Source organism: Gardnerella sp. c12Ub_1, assembly GCF_055804375.1.
Genome location: NZ_JANUZC010000001.1, coordinates 39,518 through 59,214 on the forward strand (window position 1 = coordinate 39,518; position 19,697 = coordinate 59,214).

General features: G+C 41.0%; 15 protein-coding genes. 9 read left to right on the forward strand and 6 right to left on the reverse strand.

Features of this window, described 5'->3' with window-relative positions; all coding sequences use genetic code 11:
- Positions 1-19 precede the first annotated feature (19 nt).
- Together NYP65_RS00150 and NYP65_RS00155 are read right to left on the reverse strand one after the other, a co-directional pair.
- Positions 20-1,369 carry an LCP family protein gene (locus NYP65_RS00150; protein WP_020757527.1) on the reverse strand — a complete coding sequence of 450 codons (1,350 nt, stop codon included), beginning with the start codon at positions 1,367-1,369 and terminating at the stop codon, positions 20-22.
- 133 nt (positions 1,370-1,502) lie between these two features.
- Positions 1,503-2,984: an LCP family protein gene (locus tag NYP65_RS00155; protein ID WP_473410432.1), complete on the reverse strand. Its 1,482-nt coding sequence runs from the start codon at positions 2,982-2,984 to the stop codon at positions 1,503-1,505.
- Between the two features lie 100 nt (positions 2,985-3,084).
- On the opposite strand from NYP65_RS00155, the gene NYP65_RS00160 reads away from it, so the two are divergent.
- Both NYP65_RS00160 and NYP65_RS00165 read left to right on the forward strand, forming a co-directional pair.
- Positions 3,085-6,399 (forward strand): glycosyltransferase family 2 protein, encoded by a 3,315-nt coding sequence (locus tag NYP65_RS00160; RefSeq protein ID WP_415691502.1) that lies wholly within the window; start codon positions 3,085-3,087, stop codon positions 6,397-6,399.
- A 72-nt stretch (positions 6,400-6,471) separates the two neighbouring features.
- Positions 6,472-8,097 (forward strand): DUF5719 family protein, encoded by a 1,626-nt coding sequence (locus NYP65_RS00165; protein WP_473410768.1) that lies wholly within the window; start codon positions 6,472-6,474, stop codon positions 8,095-8,097.
- Between the two features lie 24 nt (positions 8,098-8,121).
- Here NYP65_RS00165 and NYP65_RS00170 read toward each other — a convergent pair whose 3' ends face one another.
- On the reverse strand, positions 8,122-8,550 hold the full coding sequence (locus NYP65_RS00170) for a metallopeptidase family protein (protein WP_004131993.1): 429 nt from the start codon (positions 8,548-8,550) through the stop codon (positions 8,122-8,124).
- Positions 8,551-8,668: 118 nt separating this feature from the next.
- On the opposite strand from NYP65_RS00170, the gene NYP65_RS00175 reads away from it, so the two are divergent.
- Together NYP65_RS00175 and NYP65_RS00180 are read left to right on the forward strand one after the other, a co-directional pair.
- Positions 8,669-9,481 (forward strand): HAD-IIB family hydrolase, encoded by an 813-nt coding sequence (locus NYP65_RS00175; protein ID WP_473410433.1) that lies wholly within the window; start codon positions 8,669-8,671, stop codon positions 9,479-9,481.
- Positions 9,482-9,558: 77 nt separating this feature from the next.
- A complete protein-coding gene (locus NYP65_RS00180) occupies positions 9,559-10,296 on the forward strand; it encodes a ComF family protein (RefSeq protein ID WP_101889416.1) in 738 nt (245 codons plus the stop codon).
- Positions 10,297-10,368: 72 nt separating this feature from the next.
- Here the strand turns inward: NYP65_RS00180 and NYP65_RS00185 are convergent, their stop codons facing one another.
- From NYP65_RS00185 to glgB, 3 genes are read right to left on the reverse strand one after another with little or no spacing between them, the layout of a single operon-like run.
- A complete protein-coding gene (locus tag NYP65_RS00185) occupies positions 10,369-11,517 on the reverse strand; it encodes a sensor histidine kinase (protein ID WP_115761585.1) in 1,149 nt (382 codons plus the stop codon).
- Positions 11,489-12,238 carry a response regulator transcription factor gene (locus NYP65_RS00190; RefSeq protein WP_004131998.1) on the reverse strand — a complete coding sequence of 250 codons (750 nt, stop codon included), beginning with the start codon at positions 12,236-12,238 and terminating at the stop codon, positions 11,489-11,491. The genes NYP65_RS00185 and NYP65_RS00190 overlap by 29 nt, the downstream gene beginning before the upstream one ends.
- A 42-nt stretch (positions 12,239-12,280) precedes the next feature.
- On the reverse strand, positions 12,281-14,551 hold the full coding sequence (glgB, locus tag NYP65_RS00195) for a 1,4-alpha-glucan branching protein GlgB (protein ID WP_473410434.1): 2,271 nt from the start codon (positions 14,549-14,551) through the stop codon (positions 12,281-12,283).
- A 146-nt stretch (positions 14,552-14,697) separates the two neighbouring features.
- Between glgB and NYP65_RS00200 the strand changes: the two genes are divergently transcribed.
- The 5 genes from NYP65_RS00200 (at position 14,698) to pheS (ending at position 19,695) form a co-directional block, all read left to right on the forward strand.
- On the forward strand, positions 14,698-15,294 hold the full coding sequence (locus NYP65_RS00200; protein ID WP_128813736.1) for a CarD family transcriptional regulator: 597 nt from the start codon (positions 14,698-14,700) through the stop codon (positions 15,292-15,294).
- 72 nt (positions 15,295-15,366) lie between these two features.
- Positions 15,367-16,356 carry a tRNA (adenosine(37)-N6)-dimethylallyltransferase MiaA gene (miaA, locus tag NYP65_RS00205; RefSeq protein WP_032816129.1) on the forward strand — a complete coding sequence of 330 codons (990 nt, stop codon included), beginning with the start codon at positions 15,367-15,369 and terminating at the stop codon, positions 16,354-16,356.
- A gap of 151 nt (positions 16,357-16,507) precedes the next feature.
- Positions 16,508-17,509 carry a cation diffusion facilitator family transporter gene (locus NYP65_RS00210; protein ID WP_016797139.1) on the forward strand — a complete coding sequence of 334 codons (1,002 nt, stop codon included), beginning with the start codon at positions 16,508-16,510 and terminating at the stop codon, positions 17,507-17,509.
- An 84-nt stretch (positions 17,510-17,593) separates the two neighbouring features.
- A complete protein-coding gene (locus NYP65_RS00215; protein WP_410294037.1) occupies positions 17,594-18,574 on the forward strand; it encodes a TrmH family RNA methyltransferase in 981 nt (326 codons plus the stop codon).
- A gap of 53 nt (positions 18,575-18,627) precedes the next feature.
- On the forward strand, positions 18,628-19,695 hold the full coding sequence (gene pheS / locus NYP65_RS00220; RefSeq protein WP_473410435.1) for a phenylalanine--tRNA ligase subunit alpha: 1,068 nt from the start codon (positions 18,628-18,630) through the stop codon (positions 19,693-19,695).
- The last annotated feature ends 2 nt before the right edge of the window (positions 19,696-19,697 follow it).

A 19,697-nucleotide genomic window follows, 5' to 3' on the forward strand; every position in this document is an offset into this window, starting at 1 on the left:
TGATTAGCTAAAATTATGTTTATTGCTCTGCAAGCGTTCCAACGTTTCCAGGCGCATGCGTTCCAGCAGATAATTGATCGAATAATTCAATGTTTTTAGCATCGTCTAACAAAACGGCTGATCCAACTGAATACACCCAATAATCTGGATTAGTCCAATAGACTGTTCCTGTTACGCCGTCTTTTCCTGTTGCTTCCTTAAAAGCAAGACCCATGTTCAGCAGTGTTCCAGGATTTGAGTTTTCGTCTAATATTGCAGAATCAAGCGATGCTTTTGCAAAGCCTTTTACTTTCGAGAAGTTTGTAAGCGTGCTGCTAGATAAAGCTTTTTTCATTATTGCGCTAATTACCATTCGCTGTCTTGCAGCTCTTCCAAAATCAGATTGAGGATCCGCATATCTCATTCTAGAAAATGCTAATGCAACGTTTCCGTCTACGCTGTGGCATCCTGCAGTCCAATTAAGCCCACTGTAGACATCGCTAACTGTGCGATCGTAGCATAAGTCTATTGTTCCAAGCGAGTTTACAACGTTTGTAAGTCCTGCGAATTTTATTTCTGCAACGTGGTCTATTTTGTGACCCGTAATTTTTTCAACGGTTTTTGTTAATGCTCTATTTCCAAGATCTTGTGCAACTGTGTTAATCTTCATTTGCTGGCCGTTTACAGAAACTAGCGAGTCTCTTGGAATGGATATTAAGGAGCTGTGCCCACTTACTGGTTTTGTTAAAACAAGAATCGTATCTGTTCTAAAACCAGTTATTTCTTTTGCTTCTTCGCCTTCTCGCTGATCCGATCCCAGGATTAGCCAAGTTGTTTCTTGAGTATCTGGAGTATCCGTTAGCCAATTATCTCGCTTAATTTGAGAGTCAACCCAGTTCCAAGATAAAACGCCTAGTGCTCCTACAAGAATCAATATTGTTACTAAAAGCAGGGATAAGTACTTTAGTAAGCGATGTTTTTTTCTAAAAGCAAGAGTTCCAGCAGAAGAATTACTTGCTATTGGTCTAACTTCGTTTTGACTAAAGTTTTGGATTCTTTTTGAAGTAAAACTAGATGCACTTGCATTGTTTTGGCTTAAACGCTGACTTTGTTCGGGGTAGTATTGCTCGCTATATGCTTGTGTGCCAGTGTTTTGCGTGCGATAATTTTGCGAGTTTTGGCTTACTTTTCTAGGCTTTGGCTCAAACGACGGTGCACGCTGAACAGTCTCTTGCTTGTTTAATTCGCTGTTTTTATGCGCGTTATTGTGTGCGTTTTTAGGCGGAAAGCTCGGTATTGAATTCGCGTTTTTATTGTGTTTATTCGATGGAGTAAAGCTAGGTGGATTATTTTGATTCCCCAAAGCGTCTTCTGGACGTTGCTGGCTCATTTATCCTCCCTAAGCCATACATTTGCAATATTGATGGCGTCTATATGTATGCATAATTATTAGTGAAAACTACCAATGGCATTATAAAACAACGTAGTTATAAACGATTTAACAACGTGCTTTTTCTAGTGTATTATCTTCCTTTTGGAACAGCGCATATTGTATTATTTAGGTATTTATCTGCAATTCCCATGTAGTGACCAGTTTGCGGGTTTCTTATTGTTCCGTCTTCTGGGTTAACAATTCCGCCGCTATTTGGATCAATAAGTCTACCTAAGCTGTCTTTTGCTAATCCAGTTTTTGGATCCACGCGCCCAATTTTAACTGCATTTGAATCTGCATAGGAATTAGAGGAATTAAGGCTATTCTCGCCAGAATTTGTAGACTCCGCAGAGTTGTTAGAATCTGCACTAGAAGAATCGGAGTTTTCTTTAGAGGCAGACTTTTCGCCATTTTTTGCGTTCTTTTTTGAAGACTTTTCACTTTTACTTGATTTTTCGCCTAAATCTTTAGTTAACGGCTTATCTTCTTGCATTAAATCCCAAACGTCTTGAGCACTTTCGTCTAAAATAACACGATTTGCATCGTATGGGTCGGTTGTAATCGGTATTGTTTGCGCGTAAATGTGCGAAGGTTTTAGATTACGAAGACTTGCAGCTAAACCAACCAGTGTTGTAGGGTTTGCAAGACCCTGGCTCATATTAAGTGACTTTAGAGCTGATTTTGCAAGTTGATAAAGCTGACTCGACTGTGTTAGAAGATTCTTTGATAGAGCTTGATGAATAAGTTGCTTAAGAAGATATTGCTGGCGCGTTGTTCGCATAATATCGCTTCCGTCGCTTGCGCTGTCGTGCCTCATTCTTGCATATTGTGTTGCTTGCACGCCATCAAGGTGTTGAAGTCCGCGCTTTAGATTAACGCCCGTGTAATAATCCCTAGTGTTTACAGGAATGCACAAGGTTACTCCGCCAATCGCGTTAATCATATCGCTTAAACCGCTAAAGTCTGCAACAATAAAATCTGTTATGTTTAAGCCAGTAATTTCGTTTACTGTTGCAAGCGTACATGATGCTGCGCTTGCTAAGTCGCCTCCCTTAGCGTAGCCAAGTGCGAAAATCGAGTTAAACATAACTTTACGTCTAGCTGGAATTCTGCCTTTAGACGTATTGCACGATGCGGCTTTAACCATTGAATCTCTTGGAATTGAAACAATGTTTATATAAGACCTGTCTGCGCTGATTTGAACAATCATTGCTGTGTCTGATTGATGATTTTCGTCTTCTCCGCCGCCCTGAAAAGCGCGATTCTTACCTTCTCGAGTATCTTGACCAAGAACAAGAATATTAATAGTTTTACCAGCATTAGGGTCTATTGACTGAATCTGTTTGGTGCTTGTTGAGATGGTTTTTATAACGCGCGAACTAATAGTAGAAGAAAAGTCAAGCCATACGGATGCGATTATTGTAGTTAAAAAGACTAGAACGGCAATAATCGCCATGCAAATGATTTTACGAGTATTATTAAGCATTTGACTATTGAGAGTATGGTGTGGTGCAGATGAGTCCCAATAGTTAGTTTGGTACCGACGGTCTTGATTATACCGAGAGGCTGCCATGCTTCCTTCTTTCGTAAATGCACATATAAATCATCATTATAGTGTATTCTATTGAGATTTTAACATGCATAATACATACCCCTTGCGTAAACTGTTATGTATGGATTCAATAACCGCTGAAACTTGCACTTTTGAAAACGATGTTTTACAAGTCTTTTCTGCTATGAATAGAATAAAGCCTCGCGAGGTTGATTCTTCTATTGTTTCAATAATGAGCGTTGAGCAAGATACGCGGTTTTACGAAGAAACTTTGCAAGCGGTTATAAATCAAAGTGTTCTTCCTGGAACTATTGTTGTAGCTGATTGTGCTAGTAGAACACAAAAAGAGTTAGTAAAGTCTTTTAACGTTCAAATAGAGCCAACTCAATTATCGGGATTAATTTCTAGTGCAGATTTTTCCAACAGTAATCAGTTGTACAGTAACGAGTATGCCAATGGGTACGCTAATGGATATAACACTGATTCCTACAAACAATATAAGCAAGTAAAAGTTGTTATTCTTCCAATTAAGTCTGCAAAATCATTTGGAGATGCTGTAGAAAAGTCTTTAAGAAAACTTTTGCCATTGCAAGGCGTTAAGTCGTTATGGCTTTTGCACGACGATTCAAAACCTTGCGATTCAAAATGCTTGGAAGCTTTAAGAGAGACTTGGCGAAACACTCCAACAGCTTGCGTTCTTGGTGCAAAACAAGTTGATTGGCAAGGAAAAATTCTTCATAACGTTGGCATGTATGCGTGGAAGCATAAAGTGCATTCACTTAGCGTAGAAGGCGAGCCAGATCAAGAGCAATACGATTTTAGGGGAGACGTTTATTCTGTTTCTCTTGCAGGCGCTTTAGTTTCGCTTAGCACTTGGCAGACAATGCGAGGAACTCAGCCTTGGCTTACCACTTTTGAAGAGTCTAACGATTTTTGTAGGCGAGTCGTTTTAAGCGGTGGGCGAGTTGTTGTTGTTCCGCAAGCTAGAATTGCGCATAGAAGAGCGCGTTTTGATGGTCTTCGCACTAGGAGCGGCGAAGAGCGCGATGCAGAAAAAACCAATGTTTGCTACGGCTTAGCTTATTCGATTATGGCAAAGCAAAGATACATGTATACAGATATTAGCGTTATTATGTGGCCTCTTATTTGGCTTTGCACTGTTCCAATGTCAATAATCCGCGCACTTCAATCTTTGTTTGCTAAGCAGCCGTATGTTGCGTTTATGCGTCTTATGCTTCCTTGGATTGCGTTAGCACAATTACCTAGCGCTATTTTTGCAAGAAGACGAGTGTCTAGAGTTTCAAAAGTTTCATTAAAACGACTCACTTCTCTTATAGCAAGTCGTAGCCAAATTACGCGTTGGAAAGACAAAACTATTGCTTTTAAGACTCAAAAAAAGGGTGTTATTTTAAGTCCACTTGCAAGAAAACACTTGCATAGAAGAGTTTTGTTTAGATGGAGCGCAGCAATTTGTGCATCTCTTCTTGTTTTTGCAACCGTAATACTTCTTTACGGAGCGCCGATTAACAAGATTCTTTCTGGCTCTTCGCTTTATTCAAGCCAGCTTCTTTCTACTGGAACAAGTTTTAGTGATTTATTTAATGCTGCGATTGGAGCATATATTCCAGACGACGGTTTTGCGTCTCCTCTTCCTCCATCTCCGCTTCTTATAATTTGGATGCTAGCTTCCATTGTGTTTGGTGGAAATACGTTAGCTGCAATAAACGCCATATTTTTCCTTGCTGCTCCTGCAATGCTTCTAAGTTTTTGGGCGCTAGCAGGCGTGTTTACTAGATCAGACATTGTGCGAGTGTGCTCTGGTCTTTGTTGGACAATGATTGCGATGGCTTTTGGCGTTTTTGCTAGAGGCGATTTGCCAATGATTCTAACAATGGTATTTTTGCCAGCTGCATTTGCATTCGCTTTCCACGCTGTAGGAATGTACGTTACAGAAGACCCTGTTGTTCCAGTTGCGTCAATCCAAAGCGCGGCTTGCGCATCTTTGTGCTTTATGGTTCCCCTTGCTGCAAGTCCTCAGCTTTTGCTGCCAATGTTTGTTATTTTTGTTGCATCAATAATTATGGTGCGCTCGCATCGTTTTATGCTTGCGCTAATGCCTGTTCCATCTGTTTTGGTTCTTTTGCCAACGCTTGGTAGCGTTGTGCGCTATTTTGGAACTGGAATGTGGCGTCAAATTTTTGCTAGTATGGCTTTGCCTTCTCAAAAAATAAATGGTGCTCCTAGGGCTAGTAATTATATAGATGTTTTGCTTCGAGCGTTTAACATTGATTTGAATCATTTTTCTTCGGGTTCAATGTTAATTTTGCAACTTCGCGGAATAATCATGATTGTGTTTGCAGCCTTAGCTGTATTAATGGCTTTATGCGCGCTTGCTCTTCCTTTTGCTTTAAGAGCTTCAAGAATGATGTGGGTTGTAATAGTTAGCGGAATGGCGCTTTCTTTAGTCGCTTGCCGCGTTGTTGTTGCTTCAGATTTTGACGGTCCTATTAGCGCAAGTGTTCTTCCAGGCGTAAGCTTAAGCGCACTTGGTGTTCTTGCATGCATGTGCATGGTTGCAGGAAAAGCTGTTCGTAGGTTTGAGCCTTTGCGAAAATCTAATTCTGCTAATCAAGACAATAATCCAGACGATTATACTACGCGCGTTTCTAAGCGTGCAGCTATGAATCGTTCTGCTAAGGCAATGATGAAAAAGATTATTCATCTTGCAAGAGGAATTTTAGCTTTTGGAATTTTTGCTGTTGCTGTTTTGCTTGGATTATTTGCGATTATTAGCGGACCTGTAACATCCGTTTACGCAAGCGATAGTGGCCTGCCGATGGTTGTTTCGGACTACTTGAATAAGAATAGTGCAAATCGCGTTCTTGCGATTAAAGCTGTGAATAGTCGTGAGTTGAATATTTCGCTTATGCGTACCACTCGTGGCGATTTAGTTGACTTATCTCCATCTTTGCAAGTTAGAGATGTTTTATACGGGCATTCTCCTAGCACAAATACGCTTTATTACGCGGCTTCTAAGCTTCTTTCTCACGCAAGCGATGAGTCGATTGTAACCTTAAAGCAGCTTGGTATTGGCGGAATTTACATTGTTAATGATTCTAAAGCCAAAAATAATTTAGCGGCTAATAATTCAATTATTGGATTAGAAGGAGACGCAAATAAAGACGCAACAGAAAAGTTGATTGCAAACGTAAACGCTTCGGAAGGAACTCAGCTTGTTGTTTCATCTAGTCATGGAACGTATTGCAGATTCGACGATGTAGCAGACATGTCTTCTTCTAAAACTTCGATTTATAGCCATTCGCGCCCACTTTCCTGGAGAATTCCATGGATTGTTGTTTTTGCTTTAGTGCTGCTATTGTATTGCCTGGTTGCTTTGCCTCGTTTTAACAGCAATAACGTAATAGAGCGTGAATAATTAGAGCGTGAATAATTAGGATGATTAGTTAGAAGCTATGATTGATTAGACGGATAAATGGCAGGTAGATTAATGAAGTCAGATACGAATTCTAAAAATAGTCATCGTCATGCACAAGATGCTGCTTCGATTAGCGCTTCTGTTCGTTTTAGAAGATTCAAACTGTGGTCTTTGTCTATTTTAAGCGCAGCAATACTGGTTTCTTGTGCAGTTGTTGCGTCTTGCGTATGCCCACTAAAACAGCTAACAGACGACCCGATTTTTCCTATTGGAAGCGTAGAAAAGCGTGTTGGTTCTACAAATTTGCAAACAGTTTGCCCTAGCAGAATAGCTCTACCAGATTCAGCAAAATATGGCGATAGCGAGTTTCAAGAATCCGAAGGAGACTTAAAGTCAGTATCCAGATATGCGTCTTTTGGAAGCGTTTACAAGTCCACTCTTAATGGCATAAAATATGCTGGCGATTCTAAAGATTTAGTTAACAAATCTTTTAACAATCCTTCTAGTTCTTCTAGTGATCCTAGTGATTCAAGCGAAAGCCAAGATAGAGCTTATTTTGCAGAAAGTAATGTAGATAAAGACGCTCAAGTTTTGGAAAGTAGTCTTTTAAGTGCGCAATCTGGAACTGGGTCTGCTGCATCTGTTGCATCTTGGGCTAAAAACGGCGACTTAAAAGGCTTATCGGCCACTTCTTGCGTATCTCCTTCAATGCGCCAAAACTTTATTATTCCAAGAATAGCGGAAGGTGTTTCTGTAAGATTAAACTCTGTTAATCTTTCGTCTAAGCCTACTGTTGTAAGCGTTAAAGCGTGGTCAACTAATAAATCGGGCGCGCAACTAAATCTTTCTACAGGAAGCACTTTTACTGTTCCAGCGCATAGTGACGCTTACTTTAACATTTCTGCAGCTGCAGAAAAGTCGGATGGCCTTTATATTCAAGTTTTAAGCGAACAGGCTCCAGTTTCGTCGTTCGTTAAGTTTATTCGTTCATCTGGTCTTGTTTCTAAAGGCGTGGATGTTATTTCTCCGCAAGAATCAGCATCTTTAGAGCCTGTTTTGCCAGGTGTTATTGAGGGTGATCAAGCTAAAGCTTATATTTGGTCTAATAAAAGCGGAAAAGTCGATTTGTATTGGCTTGATGATTCTGGAAAAAAGAGCATAAAGCAAGTAGATTTTAGTGCAAGACAAATTCAAGTTGTTGATTTACCAGAAGTACCTAAGGGCGTTGGGGCGATTTTTGCGCAAAGTAGCGTTCCGATTTTTGCTATGTCTTCTGTTGAAAAAAGTGGCAAAGATGGTCAAAGCGATATTGCTTTTGTTAATTCAGTTCGTTCTATTACAAATAGTGCGCTTGTTTCCCCATTTTCTGCAGACGAAACTTCGCTGCATATTGCAAACGGATCTGTTGATAATGCCAATGTAAAGCTTAGTGCTTACGATTCTTCTGGCTTAAAAGTAGTGTCTAAGACTATTGAAGTTAAGTCTTATACTGTTTCCACGATTTTAGCGAAAGATATTAATCCTAAAGCTGTTATGTTTACTCTTAAGTCTAAGTCTGGCGTTTCGTTTGCGTCTAGGATTCAATCAAAAGCAGTAAACGACGCTGGTTTTGCAAGCGTTGCATGGATTCCTTCTAAGTCGCTTGACCCTAACAGTATAAGTGTTAAAGTTCGCTCAAATCCTTCGATTGTAAAGTAGACTTAGGGCTTTTTAGGCTGTTATTTACAATCCCCAATCTGGGTCGATTTCTTCTGGTCTTCTTCCGTACAATTCTGCTAAACGTTGCACTATTTCGTCTCTAATCGCGTATTGAAGCTCCGCTCTGCTAGTAACGTGTGTGCATAGTGGAAGCCGGTATAAAACTATTCTTTGTGGTATTCCTTTAGATGCAGGAAAAGCTTGAGACATTATTCTTTTATTACTTTCCCACAAAACTGGCTGGCTTGGAGGAACATCTTCTACAGCAAATTGAACGTCTTTTATAAGATTTGACCAAGCACTGTTAAGTCTTCTAATTTGAGCTGCTACCATTGAATCGAACATTCCGCTGGCTGTTCTGTATCTAGGAAGTCGCGTGCCAAACATTGGCGCACGCATGCCGCGTCCGTGGCGGTTTCTATATCTTTTTTGTTCCCATACTAAAGACGTCATACACTTAACTTTATTTGTACGCTAGGGCATTTGATTAATATGCAAACACAAAACGGTGTAGTAAATATGTTGATAATATGGAATACTTGAATTGCACAGTTTGTACAGGAGGAAAGCGTTGGAGCCAAATATTCATGAGTACAATGAGCAGGGGATTTGTGAGCGTCTTGCTTTGTGTTCGCTTATTGGTTTTGACTTAGACAACACTCTTGCATGTTCTAAAAAGCCTATGACTAGTCCAATGTGCAAGGTTTTTGGCGATTTAATCAATAAAATGCCAATTGCGCTAATTACTGGTGGAGACTTGCGACTTGTTAAAAGTCAAGTTCTAAGCGTTTTGCCTGCTTCTACGAATTTAGACAATTTTCACATTATGCCAACTAATGGAACAAGCTATTATCGAATTGTTGATGGCAGTCTTAAATGCGTGTATTCTCACACGATTTCCGTAAAAGACGCAAATCGAATTATTTGCGTTGTTAAAGATTGCGCTAAAAAAATGGGATTACTAAAAAGCGTTGGAGACAAAGACCTTTGGGGTAGTCAAATAGAAAATCGTGGTACTCAAATCACTTTTTCTGCACTAGGGCAGCTTGCTCCAATCGAACTTAAAAAGAATTGGGATCCTAGCGGCAAGCTAAAGGAGCAGCTAGCTGAACAAATTTCTGCATATTTGCCCGACTTTTCTGTGCGAGCTGGCGGAGAGACAAGTGTTGATATTGTTTGCAAAGGAAACAACAAGGCTTATGCTCTTGATTCTCTTTGTAGTATTTGCGAAATTTCGCTAAAATCTGTTGCTTTTGTGGGAGATCGTATGTATAAAGGTGGTAACGATTACCCAACTTCTTTAACAGGAGCTCTTGCGATTTGCGTAAAAAACCCTAATAACACTTTTGAATTGTGCTCTAAGCTATTAGAAAGTCTTAAGTAAAGTTTTAAGTAAAAAGCCTTTAACCACATTGCTCTAATTTTATTGCTATTTGTTTTTAGCATTGCTATCGTCTTTTTATGATTTACAAAAACCTTAACAAAAGCAAACAAAATCGGCTTATTTCCAACGTTTCTTGGGTAAATTTGCTTAAGACCATTCTTAATCTTGCTTTTCCAATTTCTTGTGCTGGCTGCTCAATTGCAGATTGCGTACTTTGCAACGAATGCAAATCAAAGTTTAGTAAGTGGCATATGGATCCGTTTAGCGGAGTGTTTTGCAAAAATATTTATTCTTGTGCAACATACGGATGGGCTGTAAGAAGGTGTATTTTGCAATGGAAAGATCATGGAAACCAACTTTTAGATAAGCCTTTTTCGGACTTGCTTTTTAGCTTGATTATTAGTGTTGTTGGAAACTCAAGCAAAGTGGCCATTATTCCAGTTCCTTCGTCTTCTGCATCTAAAAGAAAGCGCGGCAGAAGTCATATGGATCCAATAGCTAAAAATGTTGTTAAAAGTCTTAAAAAACAAGGTATTGATGCTACTTTTGTTAAAGCAATTAAAATGATTAATGTAAGGGGAAAATCGGTTCAAGCAAGTGGGAGTAGGCAAAGGTCTTTGCGCACGTCTAAAGGTTTATCTGTAAACGTAAAGGGCATTAAAAGCGGGTGCAAAGTGATTATTATAGACGACATTATTACCACGGGGTCTACGCTAAAAAACTGTGTTAAAGAGCTAAATAAAAGCGGTGTTGCTGTTTTTGCGTGTTTTGCGCTGGCTGGAGTGTGGTCTAAAGAAAGCGTTTTATACTCTTAGATTTGCGTGATTATGGGCCTTGCATGATTATGAGCCTTGCGCGATTATGCTATTAAAGTTTGCGCAATCTTTCTATTCGCTATATGTAAGCGGCAATGTTATCTCAAAATTAACTCCGCGCTTATCGTCTACAACTCTAATGTTTCCGTGATGAAGCAGAGCAGCCCATCTTGCAATAGAAAGTCCTAATCCAGTTCCTCCAGACTCTGTTCCCATTCCTTGATTTCCCTTAACAAATCTGCGGAAAATGTCTGCTCGATTTTCTTCAGGAATTTGTGTTCCAAAATTAATAACATTGCAAACTAAAATATTTTTTTCGTGATTCGACTTAGCGCTTATAAGAATCTTAGTGTTGTCTGCAGAATGTTTGATTGCGTTAGATACTACGTTTGTAAACAATTGAGATAGGCGATTTTTGTCTCCAACAAGCATAATGTTGTTCTCAATATTAAGACTTATGCTGTGATTGTGACCCGCGTCTGCGATTTTTACTGTTTCTACAATGTTGTTAATAAAGTCTTTAAAGTCAAAGCTTGTAATAACAAGGCTTTCTGCGCCTGCTTCTACTCTAGATAAGTCAAGAAGAAAAGTGATTAAATCAGCTAATTTATGTGTTTGATTTACGATTGCTTCCATATTGGAAGGCGTTGGCTCCACAACGCCATCTGCAAGGTTTTCTACCATTGCTTGCAAAGCGCTAACAGGCGTTCTAAGCTCATGGCTAACGTTTGCTATAAGGTCTCGGCGCATGTTGTCTGCGTGCTCTAGTTCTTCTGCCATCTCGTTAAAAGCAAGAGTGAGTTTTCCAACTTCGTCTTTTCTGCTTTCGATTTGAACACGCACAGAATAGTCGCCATCTGCCATCGTTTCTGCAGCATCGCGCATTTGTCTAAGTGGGGAAGTTAATCCTCTAGAAAACGCGTATGTTATTCCTAATGCAACTGCAAGAGTTAGTGGCATTGCAATCCAACCACTTAATCCAACTTTTAGTAAAAACCATGCCATAACAAATGCTATAGCGGTTGCAAAAACAATAATCGCAGACAATTCGCCTTTTAATGACGTAAAAAATCCTATTGCGCTTTTAGGATGAGGCAGTGGGTTTTTTAGTGGGCTTTTTAGAGTATTCTTCATTGAATTTTTTAATGAACGCTTTAGCAGATTGCTATTTTTTATGTTCTTATGATCTTTGCTATTTTTGAGAATCAAATTCTGGCTCATAATCTTCTTTAGGTGGCTCAAAAGCGTAGCCTACTCCATGTATTGTGCGAATCCAATCAGATCCAATCTTATGTCTTAAAGATTTAACGTGGGAATCAACTGTGCGCGTTCCCGAAGCATCTGGCCAATCCCAGACTTTTTCTAAAAGCGTTTCTCTTTTTAACACTTCGTGAGGATGATTTGCAAAAGTCGTAAGTAAAGAAAATTCTGTAGGCGTAAAGTGGATTGCTTTTTCGCCAATCGTAACAAGTCTCTGCTTTGTGTCAATAATCAAGTTTCCAAACTTAATTAAAGTGTTGTATTGTTCTCTTTTTGCTATTATTGCAGCGCGCTCAACTCTTCTTAAAAGCGCACCGCATCTTGCAATAAGCTCTCTAGGGGAGAATGGCTTTGTAACGTAGTCGTCTGCTCCTGCGCTTAGTCCAGCCAACTTATCTGCTTCTGAGTCTCTTGCTGTAAGCATAAGAACAGGAATCGGGCATTTAGATACTATTCTTCGCGTTGCTTCTATGCCATCCATAAGCGGAAGCATAATATCCATGATTATAAGGTCTGGTTTTAAGCTTAACGCTGCTTTAACGGCAGACACTCCATCGCAAACAACTCTAGCTTTCCAACCTCTAGCAGCAATTCTTTGTGCTATAGCTGTAGCTAAATCTGGCTCGTCTTCTACAACAAGAATTGTTCGAGGAGCACTTGTTTGTAATGGAGTGTCCAACATTTTACCTAGTTTAGATTCCTTTTTAGCTATTTAATTATTAACTTAATCTAGTGGCTTAAGGAATACAGCTCCAAGTGCTGGAACAGTAATCCTTGCAGAATACGGCCTGGAATGATACTCTTCGGCTGCAGCAGTAAATGTGCCGTTGTGAATATCGGATCCGCAATACTTAGCGTCGTCTGTAGTAAGAATCTCTTGCCACTTTCCGCCCTTAGGTAATGCCACTTGGTAATCTTGCCAAGCTTGACCAGAGAAGTTAACAACAACAACGATTTCTTCGCCGTTGTCTCCGATTCGCATGTAGCTTAATGTATTGTGGTCGGAATCGTCGCTAGTAAGCCACTGGAATCCGTCTGGCGTAAAGTCTTGGCTCCAGAATGCCCTAGAGCTCTTATACAAAGCATTAAGATCTGCAACCAGCTTTTGAACTCCTTGATGGAATGGCCATTGAAGCTCGTGCCAATTAAGCGAATTGTTGAAGTTCCATTCGCAAGACTGGCCGATTTCTCCGCCCATAAACAGAAGATTCTTTCCTGGGTGAGACCATTGATACGCCAAGAGCGCTCGAAGGCCAGCAAATTGTTGCCACTCGTCTCCAGGCATCTTTCCAAGAAGAGATCCCTTGCCATACACAACTTCATCGTGGCTAAGAGGCAACACGTAATGCTCGGAATACGCGTAAACCATAGAGAATGTGATTTCGTTGTGATGCCAACGGCGATTAATCGGTTCTTCTTTAAGGTATTGCAAAGTGTCGTGCATCCAGCCCATGTTCCACTTTAAGCCAAAGCCTAAGCCGCCCATGTCTGTAGGAGCAGTAACGCCTTGGTATGCAGTGGACTCTTCTGCAATCATCATAATTCCAGGATTATTCTTGTATGCAGTAGCGTTTGCTTCCTTAATAAAGTCAATAGCTTCAAGGTTTTCGCGTCCACCATACATGTTTGGACGCCATTGGCCAGCTTCGCGGCTGTAATCCAAGTAGAGCATAGAAGACACGGCATCTACTCGCAAAGCATCAACGTGATATTCGCTAAGCCAGAAGCACGCGTTAGCAACCAAGAAGTTGCGAACCTCGTGTCTGCCAAAGTTAAATATGTACGTTCCCCAATCTGGGTGCTCGCCGCGAAGTGGATCTGGGTCTTCGTAAAGCGCAGTGCCGTCGAATCTGCCCAAAGCAAAGTCATCCTTAGGGAAGTGTGCTGGAACCCAATCCATAATCACACCAATGCCAGCCTTGTGGAGCTTGTTTACTAAGTACTTAAAGTCGTCTGGACTTCCAAGTCTGGAATCAACAGCATAATAGCCAGTAACTTGATATCCCCAAGATCCCGAGAATGGATATTGTGTAAGAGGCATAAACTCAACGTGAGTAAAGCCTTCTTGCTGAACGTAATCAACCAAGTGATCTGCAAGCTCGCGATAATTGTCGTAATCGCGATTCCAGCTATTTGCTTGAACTTCGTAAATGCTAACAGGGCCATCGTGCGCATTCGTCTTTGCGCGATGCTCAAGCCATTCGCTATCGTGCCACTTAAAGTCGGAGTCAACAACAACAGAGCCAGTGTTAGGTGGAACTTCGTGCGAGCGCTCCATTGGGTCTGCCTTCATAATCCAGTTTCCAGCTTGAGTCATAATCTCAAACTTGTAAACCTCGCCTGCGCCTACTCCTGGAATGAAAAGCTCCCAAATTCCGCTAGAGCCAAGTGAACGCATTGCGTGACGGCGGCCATTCCAATAGTTAAAGTTGCCAACAACTCTTACAGCGCGAGCATTTGGAGCCCACACAGTAAAGGATGTTCCAGTAACTTTTTTAACCATTTTGCCTGTTTCTGGGCTTACAAGACCCCAAGAATCAGTAATGCTTTTAACATGAGCGCCAAGTGCTTCCCAAAGTCTTTCGTGCCTGCCTTCGCCAAACAGGTACATGTCCATGTCGCCGATTTGAGGCAAGTAGCGGTATGGGTCGTCGTCTACAGACTCTGTGCCGTCTACTTCTACGGTACGAATGCGGTAGCTAGGAACAGACCATTCTTTGCTTTTAGCGTGCTTAGTTGCAGGAATAGTGGCAACAAAAATGCCATTGTATTCGTTCTGAGCTTCGTATTCGCCGCTCTTAGTGAGAATTGTTACTTTCTTGGCCATTGGTCGTAAAACGCGAACCGTGGCAGTACCGGCGCCATTGCCAGTTCCGAGATGTCCACCAAGGACCTCGTGAGGATTGTAATATTCTGCATTGCTCACCGCAGCAAGCACGTCCTGACGAACGGCAACTGCGATTGCATCTTCATTGATGTTAGATACTGTACTCATGTTGTCTATCATACAACATTATTTGCGTATGTCTTGTGTGTTTTGAGCAAAGTTTGACTAATAAGTCAAAAAAATAATTTAGAAGCGTTCAAGTCTTTGCCTTATGGGAAACTGAAATGAGTTTTTCTGTGCATACGGAGGGTTCTGTGGGTTATCAAGTCGGCGATATGGTCGTCTATCCTCGTCATGGTGCGGCTAGAGTCGAGGAAATTAGTGAACGTACTGTTAAGGGTGTTACTAGGCAATATTTGCGCTTAGTCGTATTGTCTTCAGATGGTTTAGAGATTAACGTTCCTGTAGATAATGTTAAAAAAGTTGGCGTTAGAGACATTGTTGGCGCCAAAGAAGTTGCTAAAGTTTTTGAGATTTTGCGTACGCCAATCATTGAAAAAGAAATGAATTGGTCTAGAAGATACAAGCTTAACGTTGAGAAAATTGCCACGGGCGATGTTAATAAGATTGCGGAAGTTGTTCGCGATTTGTCGCAGCGAGACGTTGATGAACACGGACTTTCTGCTGGAGAAAAGCGCATGCTTGCGCGCGCTCGCAGTATTCTTATATCGGAAATCGCATTATCGGAAAAGATTGACGAGACTCAAGCAGAACGTTTGCTTAATGTGAATCTTGGATATGCTAATCCTTTGCCTGGAGACGAGGAACACCATACTCATGCTCCAGAAGAAGCAGCTGCAGATACTCTTAGATTGCTTGCGGAAAAGTCTAAAAAAGCTAAGAAGAAGTAAGTCTATTTTTATTAGCTTAAATTTTATTAGCTTAAATTTTATTAGCTTAAATTTGCTACGTAGGAGCGCATTGTGTGCAAACCGCCGAAAGTGATTTCGATTGTAGGACCAACAGCATCTGGCAAAACGAGTCTTGGTATTGCGATTGCAAAGAAATTTGCTGAACGTGGTGTAAAAGCGGAAATTATTAACGCAGACGCATATCAAATGTACCGCTACATGGATATTGGTACAGCAAAAGCCACTAAAGAAGAGCAAAGCGCGGTTAAGCACCATTTAATAGACATTATTGACCCGCAAGAGGTAATGAGCGTTGCAAAGTTTCAAACGCTTGCTAGGCAATGCATACGCGATTTGCAAGAAAAAGGTATTCGCCCGATTCTTGTTGGAGGATCTGGTCTATATGCTCGCGCTGCCGTAGACGATATAACTTTTCCTGGCACAAATCCTGATGTTCGCAAAGCTTTGGAAGAGCGCGAAAAATCGCAAGGAGCAATGGCGCTTTTTGAAGAATTACAAAAGCTAGACCCCGTTGCAGCTAAAAATATGGATCCAAGAAATTCGCGCCGAACAATTCGCGCGCTAGAAGTTATTGAGCTAACAGGCAAACCGTATTCTGCAACTTTGCCAAAATACAAGTATTTGATTGATTGCGTGCAAATCGGATTGGACTTAAGTAGAGAAGATTTAGATGCACGAGTGGATCTTCGCACAAAAATGATGCGCGAGCAGGGTTTTGTAAACGAAGTTAAAGAGATTCGCTCAAAGCTTGGTGTTACTGCTATAAGGGCTTTGGGATACAAGCAAATAATGGACTATTTAGACGGTTTGTGTAGTGAAGACGAAGCATTTGACGATATTGCGCAAAAAACTAGGCGACTTGCACGCAAGCAAATGGGCTGGTTTGGAAGAGACTCGCGTATTCATTGGATTAATGCTTTGAAATCAAATGTTGTTGACGATGCTATGGAAATAATCGACGCGGCGGATAATGGTAATTTTAAAGATGATTTGATTGCTGAATCAACTTCTCATCATCTTGGCGCGTTAATTGTCGAATAGTAATAATAGAATAAGTTTTTAGATAATTAATCTTTAGATGTTTATGCGTGAACCCTAGCTTAGGCTGGGGTTCATTGCGTATAAGGCATATTGGGAATGATATTGAGAAACGATATCGAGATACTTATTTGTATGAACATAGGAGATTTGTGTGAATAATCATCATTTGTCAAACTCTTCCAGTGAAATCTTAGAGAAGAATGATTTAAGTACTTCTGGAACTAATGCCGCTTCTTTGCAAGATGCTATTAGCGCAAGTCACGCGCATCAGCATAAGCTTTCGCTATCACTAGCGTTAACGTCAATTGTGTTTTTGGCAGAAGTAATCGGATCTATTTTAACTAATTCGATTTCTTTGCTGATTGATGCTGGTCATATGCTAACGGATATTTCCGTTTTAGCTGCATCTACGGTTACTGCGATTTTAATGCGCAAAAAGCCTAATGCAAAGCGCACTTGGGGGTGGGCAAGGCTAGAAGTGATTACTGCTGCAGCTGGCGCTCTTGTGCTTCTTTTTGTAGGCGTTTATGCGATTGTGGAGTCGGGGATGCGTCTTTTTGGCGCAAGTCATAATGAAATTCACAGTGTAAGTCAGCTGCTTTTCTTTGGTATTCTAGGTCTTCTTGCAAATATTGCTTCGCTTATAATTCTTGTTTCTCAATCTAAAGACAATATGAATATGCGAGCAGCGTTTTTGGAAGTTATGAACGATGCTTTAGGCTCTGTAGCAGTAGTTGTTTCTGCATTAGTTATGATAGCTACAAATTGGAGCGGTTTCGACGCTGTAGCTGGCGGAATTATAGCAATTTTGATGATTCCTAGAGCGTTGCACTTGCTTAAAAATGCTGTAAAAGTTTTGCTTGAGCAAACTCCAGAAGGATTGGATATAGAAAAAGTTCGTGACCATCTTGAGCACGTTCCTCACGTTCTTGCTGTTCACGATTTGCATGCAAGTACTGTTTCTACAGGAATGCCTATTTTTATGGCGCATGTTGTTGTTGAGCGCGATTTGACGATGGGGCAGTGTGCAGATATTTTAAGCCAGCTTCAAGATTGTTTGCGTGAGCATTTTCCAGTTTCTGTTTCGCACACAACATTCCAGTTGGAGCCAGAGGGCTATACTACTCAAAGTTCGTCGGAGCATCACGAGTAGTTTTGTTGAGTAGTTTTGTATTGCAACAGTTACGTGTGTTGTAAATACATGTAAATGTAAATACATGTAAAGTAGAGTGATATTATGCCGTTAAAAGAGTTAATAGACAACGCGCATAGCGATCGCGTTAAGCGCATTTGTGCAATAATTCGCGCAAAATCGCGAGTGGATGGGCGCTTTTTAGTTGAAGGCCCGCAAAGCGTTAGGGAAGCTGTAAGGTACGCGCGTAAATCGATTTTAGACATTTATGTTTTGCAAGATGCTGTTAATAGTGGCAGTAATCGTAGTTATAGTGGCGTCACGAGTAATGGTGGCCCTATAGAAGTAATCGCTAAAATCGTTGACGAATCATTAAAAAATAATTGCTATGTTCATCCTGCAACGGCAGAAGTTATGCGAAAAATCAGCACGGATTGCCAGGGGATTGTTGCGCTTTGTGATTCTAAGGTTTTAGACGAAGAATTTAGTAAAGAATTTAATAAGATTAGTGAGGCTAATAAAGCTGGGCTAGAGAGCAGCGATGATACTAAATCTTGCAAAAACAAAAACATATTAATTGCATCATGTTGGCAAGTAAGAGATCCAGGCAACGCTGGCGCGATTATTCGCGTTGCAGACGTAGCTGGATGCAATGCTGTTGTTTTTGTTGACGATTGCGTAAGCCGATTTAACTCAAAGCTTGTTCGATCTAGTGCAGGATCGTTATTCCACTTGCCAGTAGTAAAAATGAGCGAAAACGAATGGTTTGATTGGGCAAAAAATGCAAAGATTAAAGTGATTGCTGCTGATATTTATGGCACGGAAAATAAAAAGCCAAAGTCGTTTGCGCGTGTTTTAGATTCGTTTAGAAATGAGTCTAATATCGCCGATAATGTCACCTCTAATGTCGCAATATTATTTGGAAACGAAGCCAGAGGATTGCCGCAAGAAGTCTTAAATAAAGTAGACGAAATATCGGTAATACCAATCTACGGAAAAGCAGAATCAATGAACTTAGCAACCAGTGCAGCGGTAATGCTAATGGGCTTGGCTATGTCTAGTCATGAGCGAAAAATGGGGATTTGAGACGTTTTTTGAATGCTTCACAAAAGTACGCATACACGGATAGGAAGGGTGCTGTGGCAAAGAGTCAGCCATTTGACGCAAAGTCAATTACAAAGGTAGTAAAAGAGGGCATTGCTTGTGTTCAAGCCGCTAAAACAATGGAAGATTTAAAAGCGGCAAAAACTAAGTATGCTGGCGCTCAGTCTGCAATGACACTTGCTAGCAAAGCTATTGGAAGTCTTCCAGTAGAAGAAAAGAAAGAAGCTGGCAAAGTAATGTCTGCTTTGCGTGCTGATTTTGGTAGGGAATTTGCAGCGGCTCAAGAGCGTATTAAAGCTCTAGAAGAAGCAAACATGCTTCAAAAAGAAACAGTCGATATGACTTTGCCAATAAATCGTAAGCCGCTTGGCGCTCGCCATCCGATTGCGCGTATTATTGAAGATTTTGAAGACTTTTTTGTGTCTATGGGTTGGCAGATTTCTGCAGGTCCAGAAGTTGAAACAGAGTGGTTCGACTTTGATGCATTGAACTTTGGTCCAGATCATCCTGCTCGCCAAATGCAAGACACTTTCTACGTGCAAGGAAATCAAGCAAAGGATGCTGCAGGATTTGTTGGATCTAACATGGTTTTGCGTACGCAAACTTCTTCCGACCAGGTTCGCGCGTTAATTGAGAGAGGCGTTCCTCTGTACATTGCATCCCCAGGTCGCGTGTTCCGCACGGATGAGCTTGATGCAACGCATACGCCAGTCTTCCATCAATGCGAAGCTTTGGCTGTAGATAAGTACTTAAGCATGGCAGATTTAAAGGGTGTGCTAGATCGCCTTGCTGTTGCAATGTTTGGCCCAGATGCAAAAAGCCGTTTGCGTCCAAGCTACTTCCCGTTCACGGAGCCTAGCGCAGAGTTGGATCTTTGGTTCCCAGATAAAAAGGGCGGCCCAGGTTGGATTGAATGGGGCGGATGCGGAATGGTTAACCCGAACGTTCTTAAGTCTGCAGGCTTAGACCCAGATGTTTATACGGGATTTGCTTTCGGTGTTGGTTTGGAGCGCACTTTGCTGCTTCGTCACGATATTAACGATATGCACGATTTGGTTGAAGGCGATAAGCGCTTCGCAGAACAGTTTGTGATGGGAGAGTAACT

Coding starts and splice junctions, on each gene's coding strand:
- NYP65_RS00150 (WP_020757527.1), bottom strand. CDS start 1,369: ATGAGCCAGCAACGTCCAGAAGACGCTTTGGGGAATCAAAATAATCCA.
- NYP65_RS00155 (WP_473410432.1), bottom strand. CDS start 2,984: ATGGCAGCCTCTCGGTATAATCAAGACCGTCGGTACCAAACTAACTAT.
- NYP65_RS00160 (WP_415691502.1), top strand. CDS start 3,085: ATGGATTCAATAACCGCTGAAACTTGCACTTTTGAAAACGATGTTTTA.
- NYP65_RS00165 (WP_473410768.1), top strand. CDS start 6,472: ATGAAGTCAGATACGAATTCTAAAAATAGTCATCGTCATGCACAAGAT.
- NYP65_RS00170 (WP_004131993.1), bottom strand. CDS start 8,550: ATGACGTCTTTAGTATGGGAACAAAAAAGATATAGAAACCGCCACGGA.
- NYP65_RS00180 (WP_101889416.1), top strand. CDS start 9,559: ATGATTTACAAAAACCTTAACAAAAGCAAACAAAATCGGCTTATTTCC.
- NYP65_RS00185 (WP_115761585.1), bottom strand. CDS start 11,517: ATGAGCCAGAATTTGATTCTCAAAAATAGCAAAGATCATAAGAACATA.
- NYP65_RS00190 (WP_004131998.1), bottom strand. CDS start 12,238: ATGTTGGACACTCCATTACAAACAAGTGCTCCTCGAACAATTCTTGTT.
- glgB (WP_473410434.1), bottom strand. CDS start 14,551: ATGAGTACAGTATCTAACATCAATGAAGATGCAATCGCAGTTGCCGTT.
- NYP65_RS00215 (WP_410294037.1), top strand. CDS start 17,594: ATGCCGTTAAAAGAGTTAATAGACAACGCGCATAGCGATCGCGTTAAG.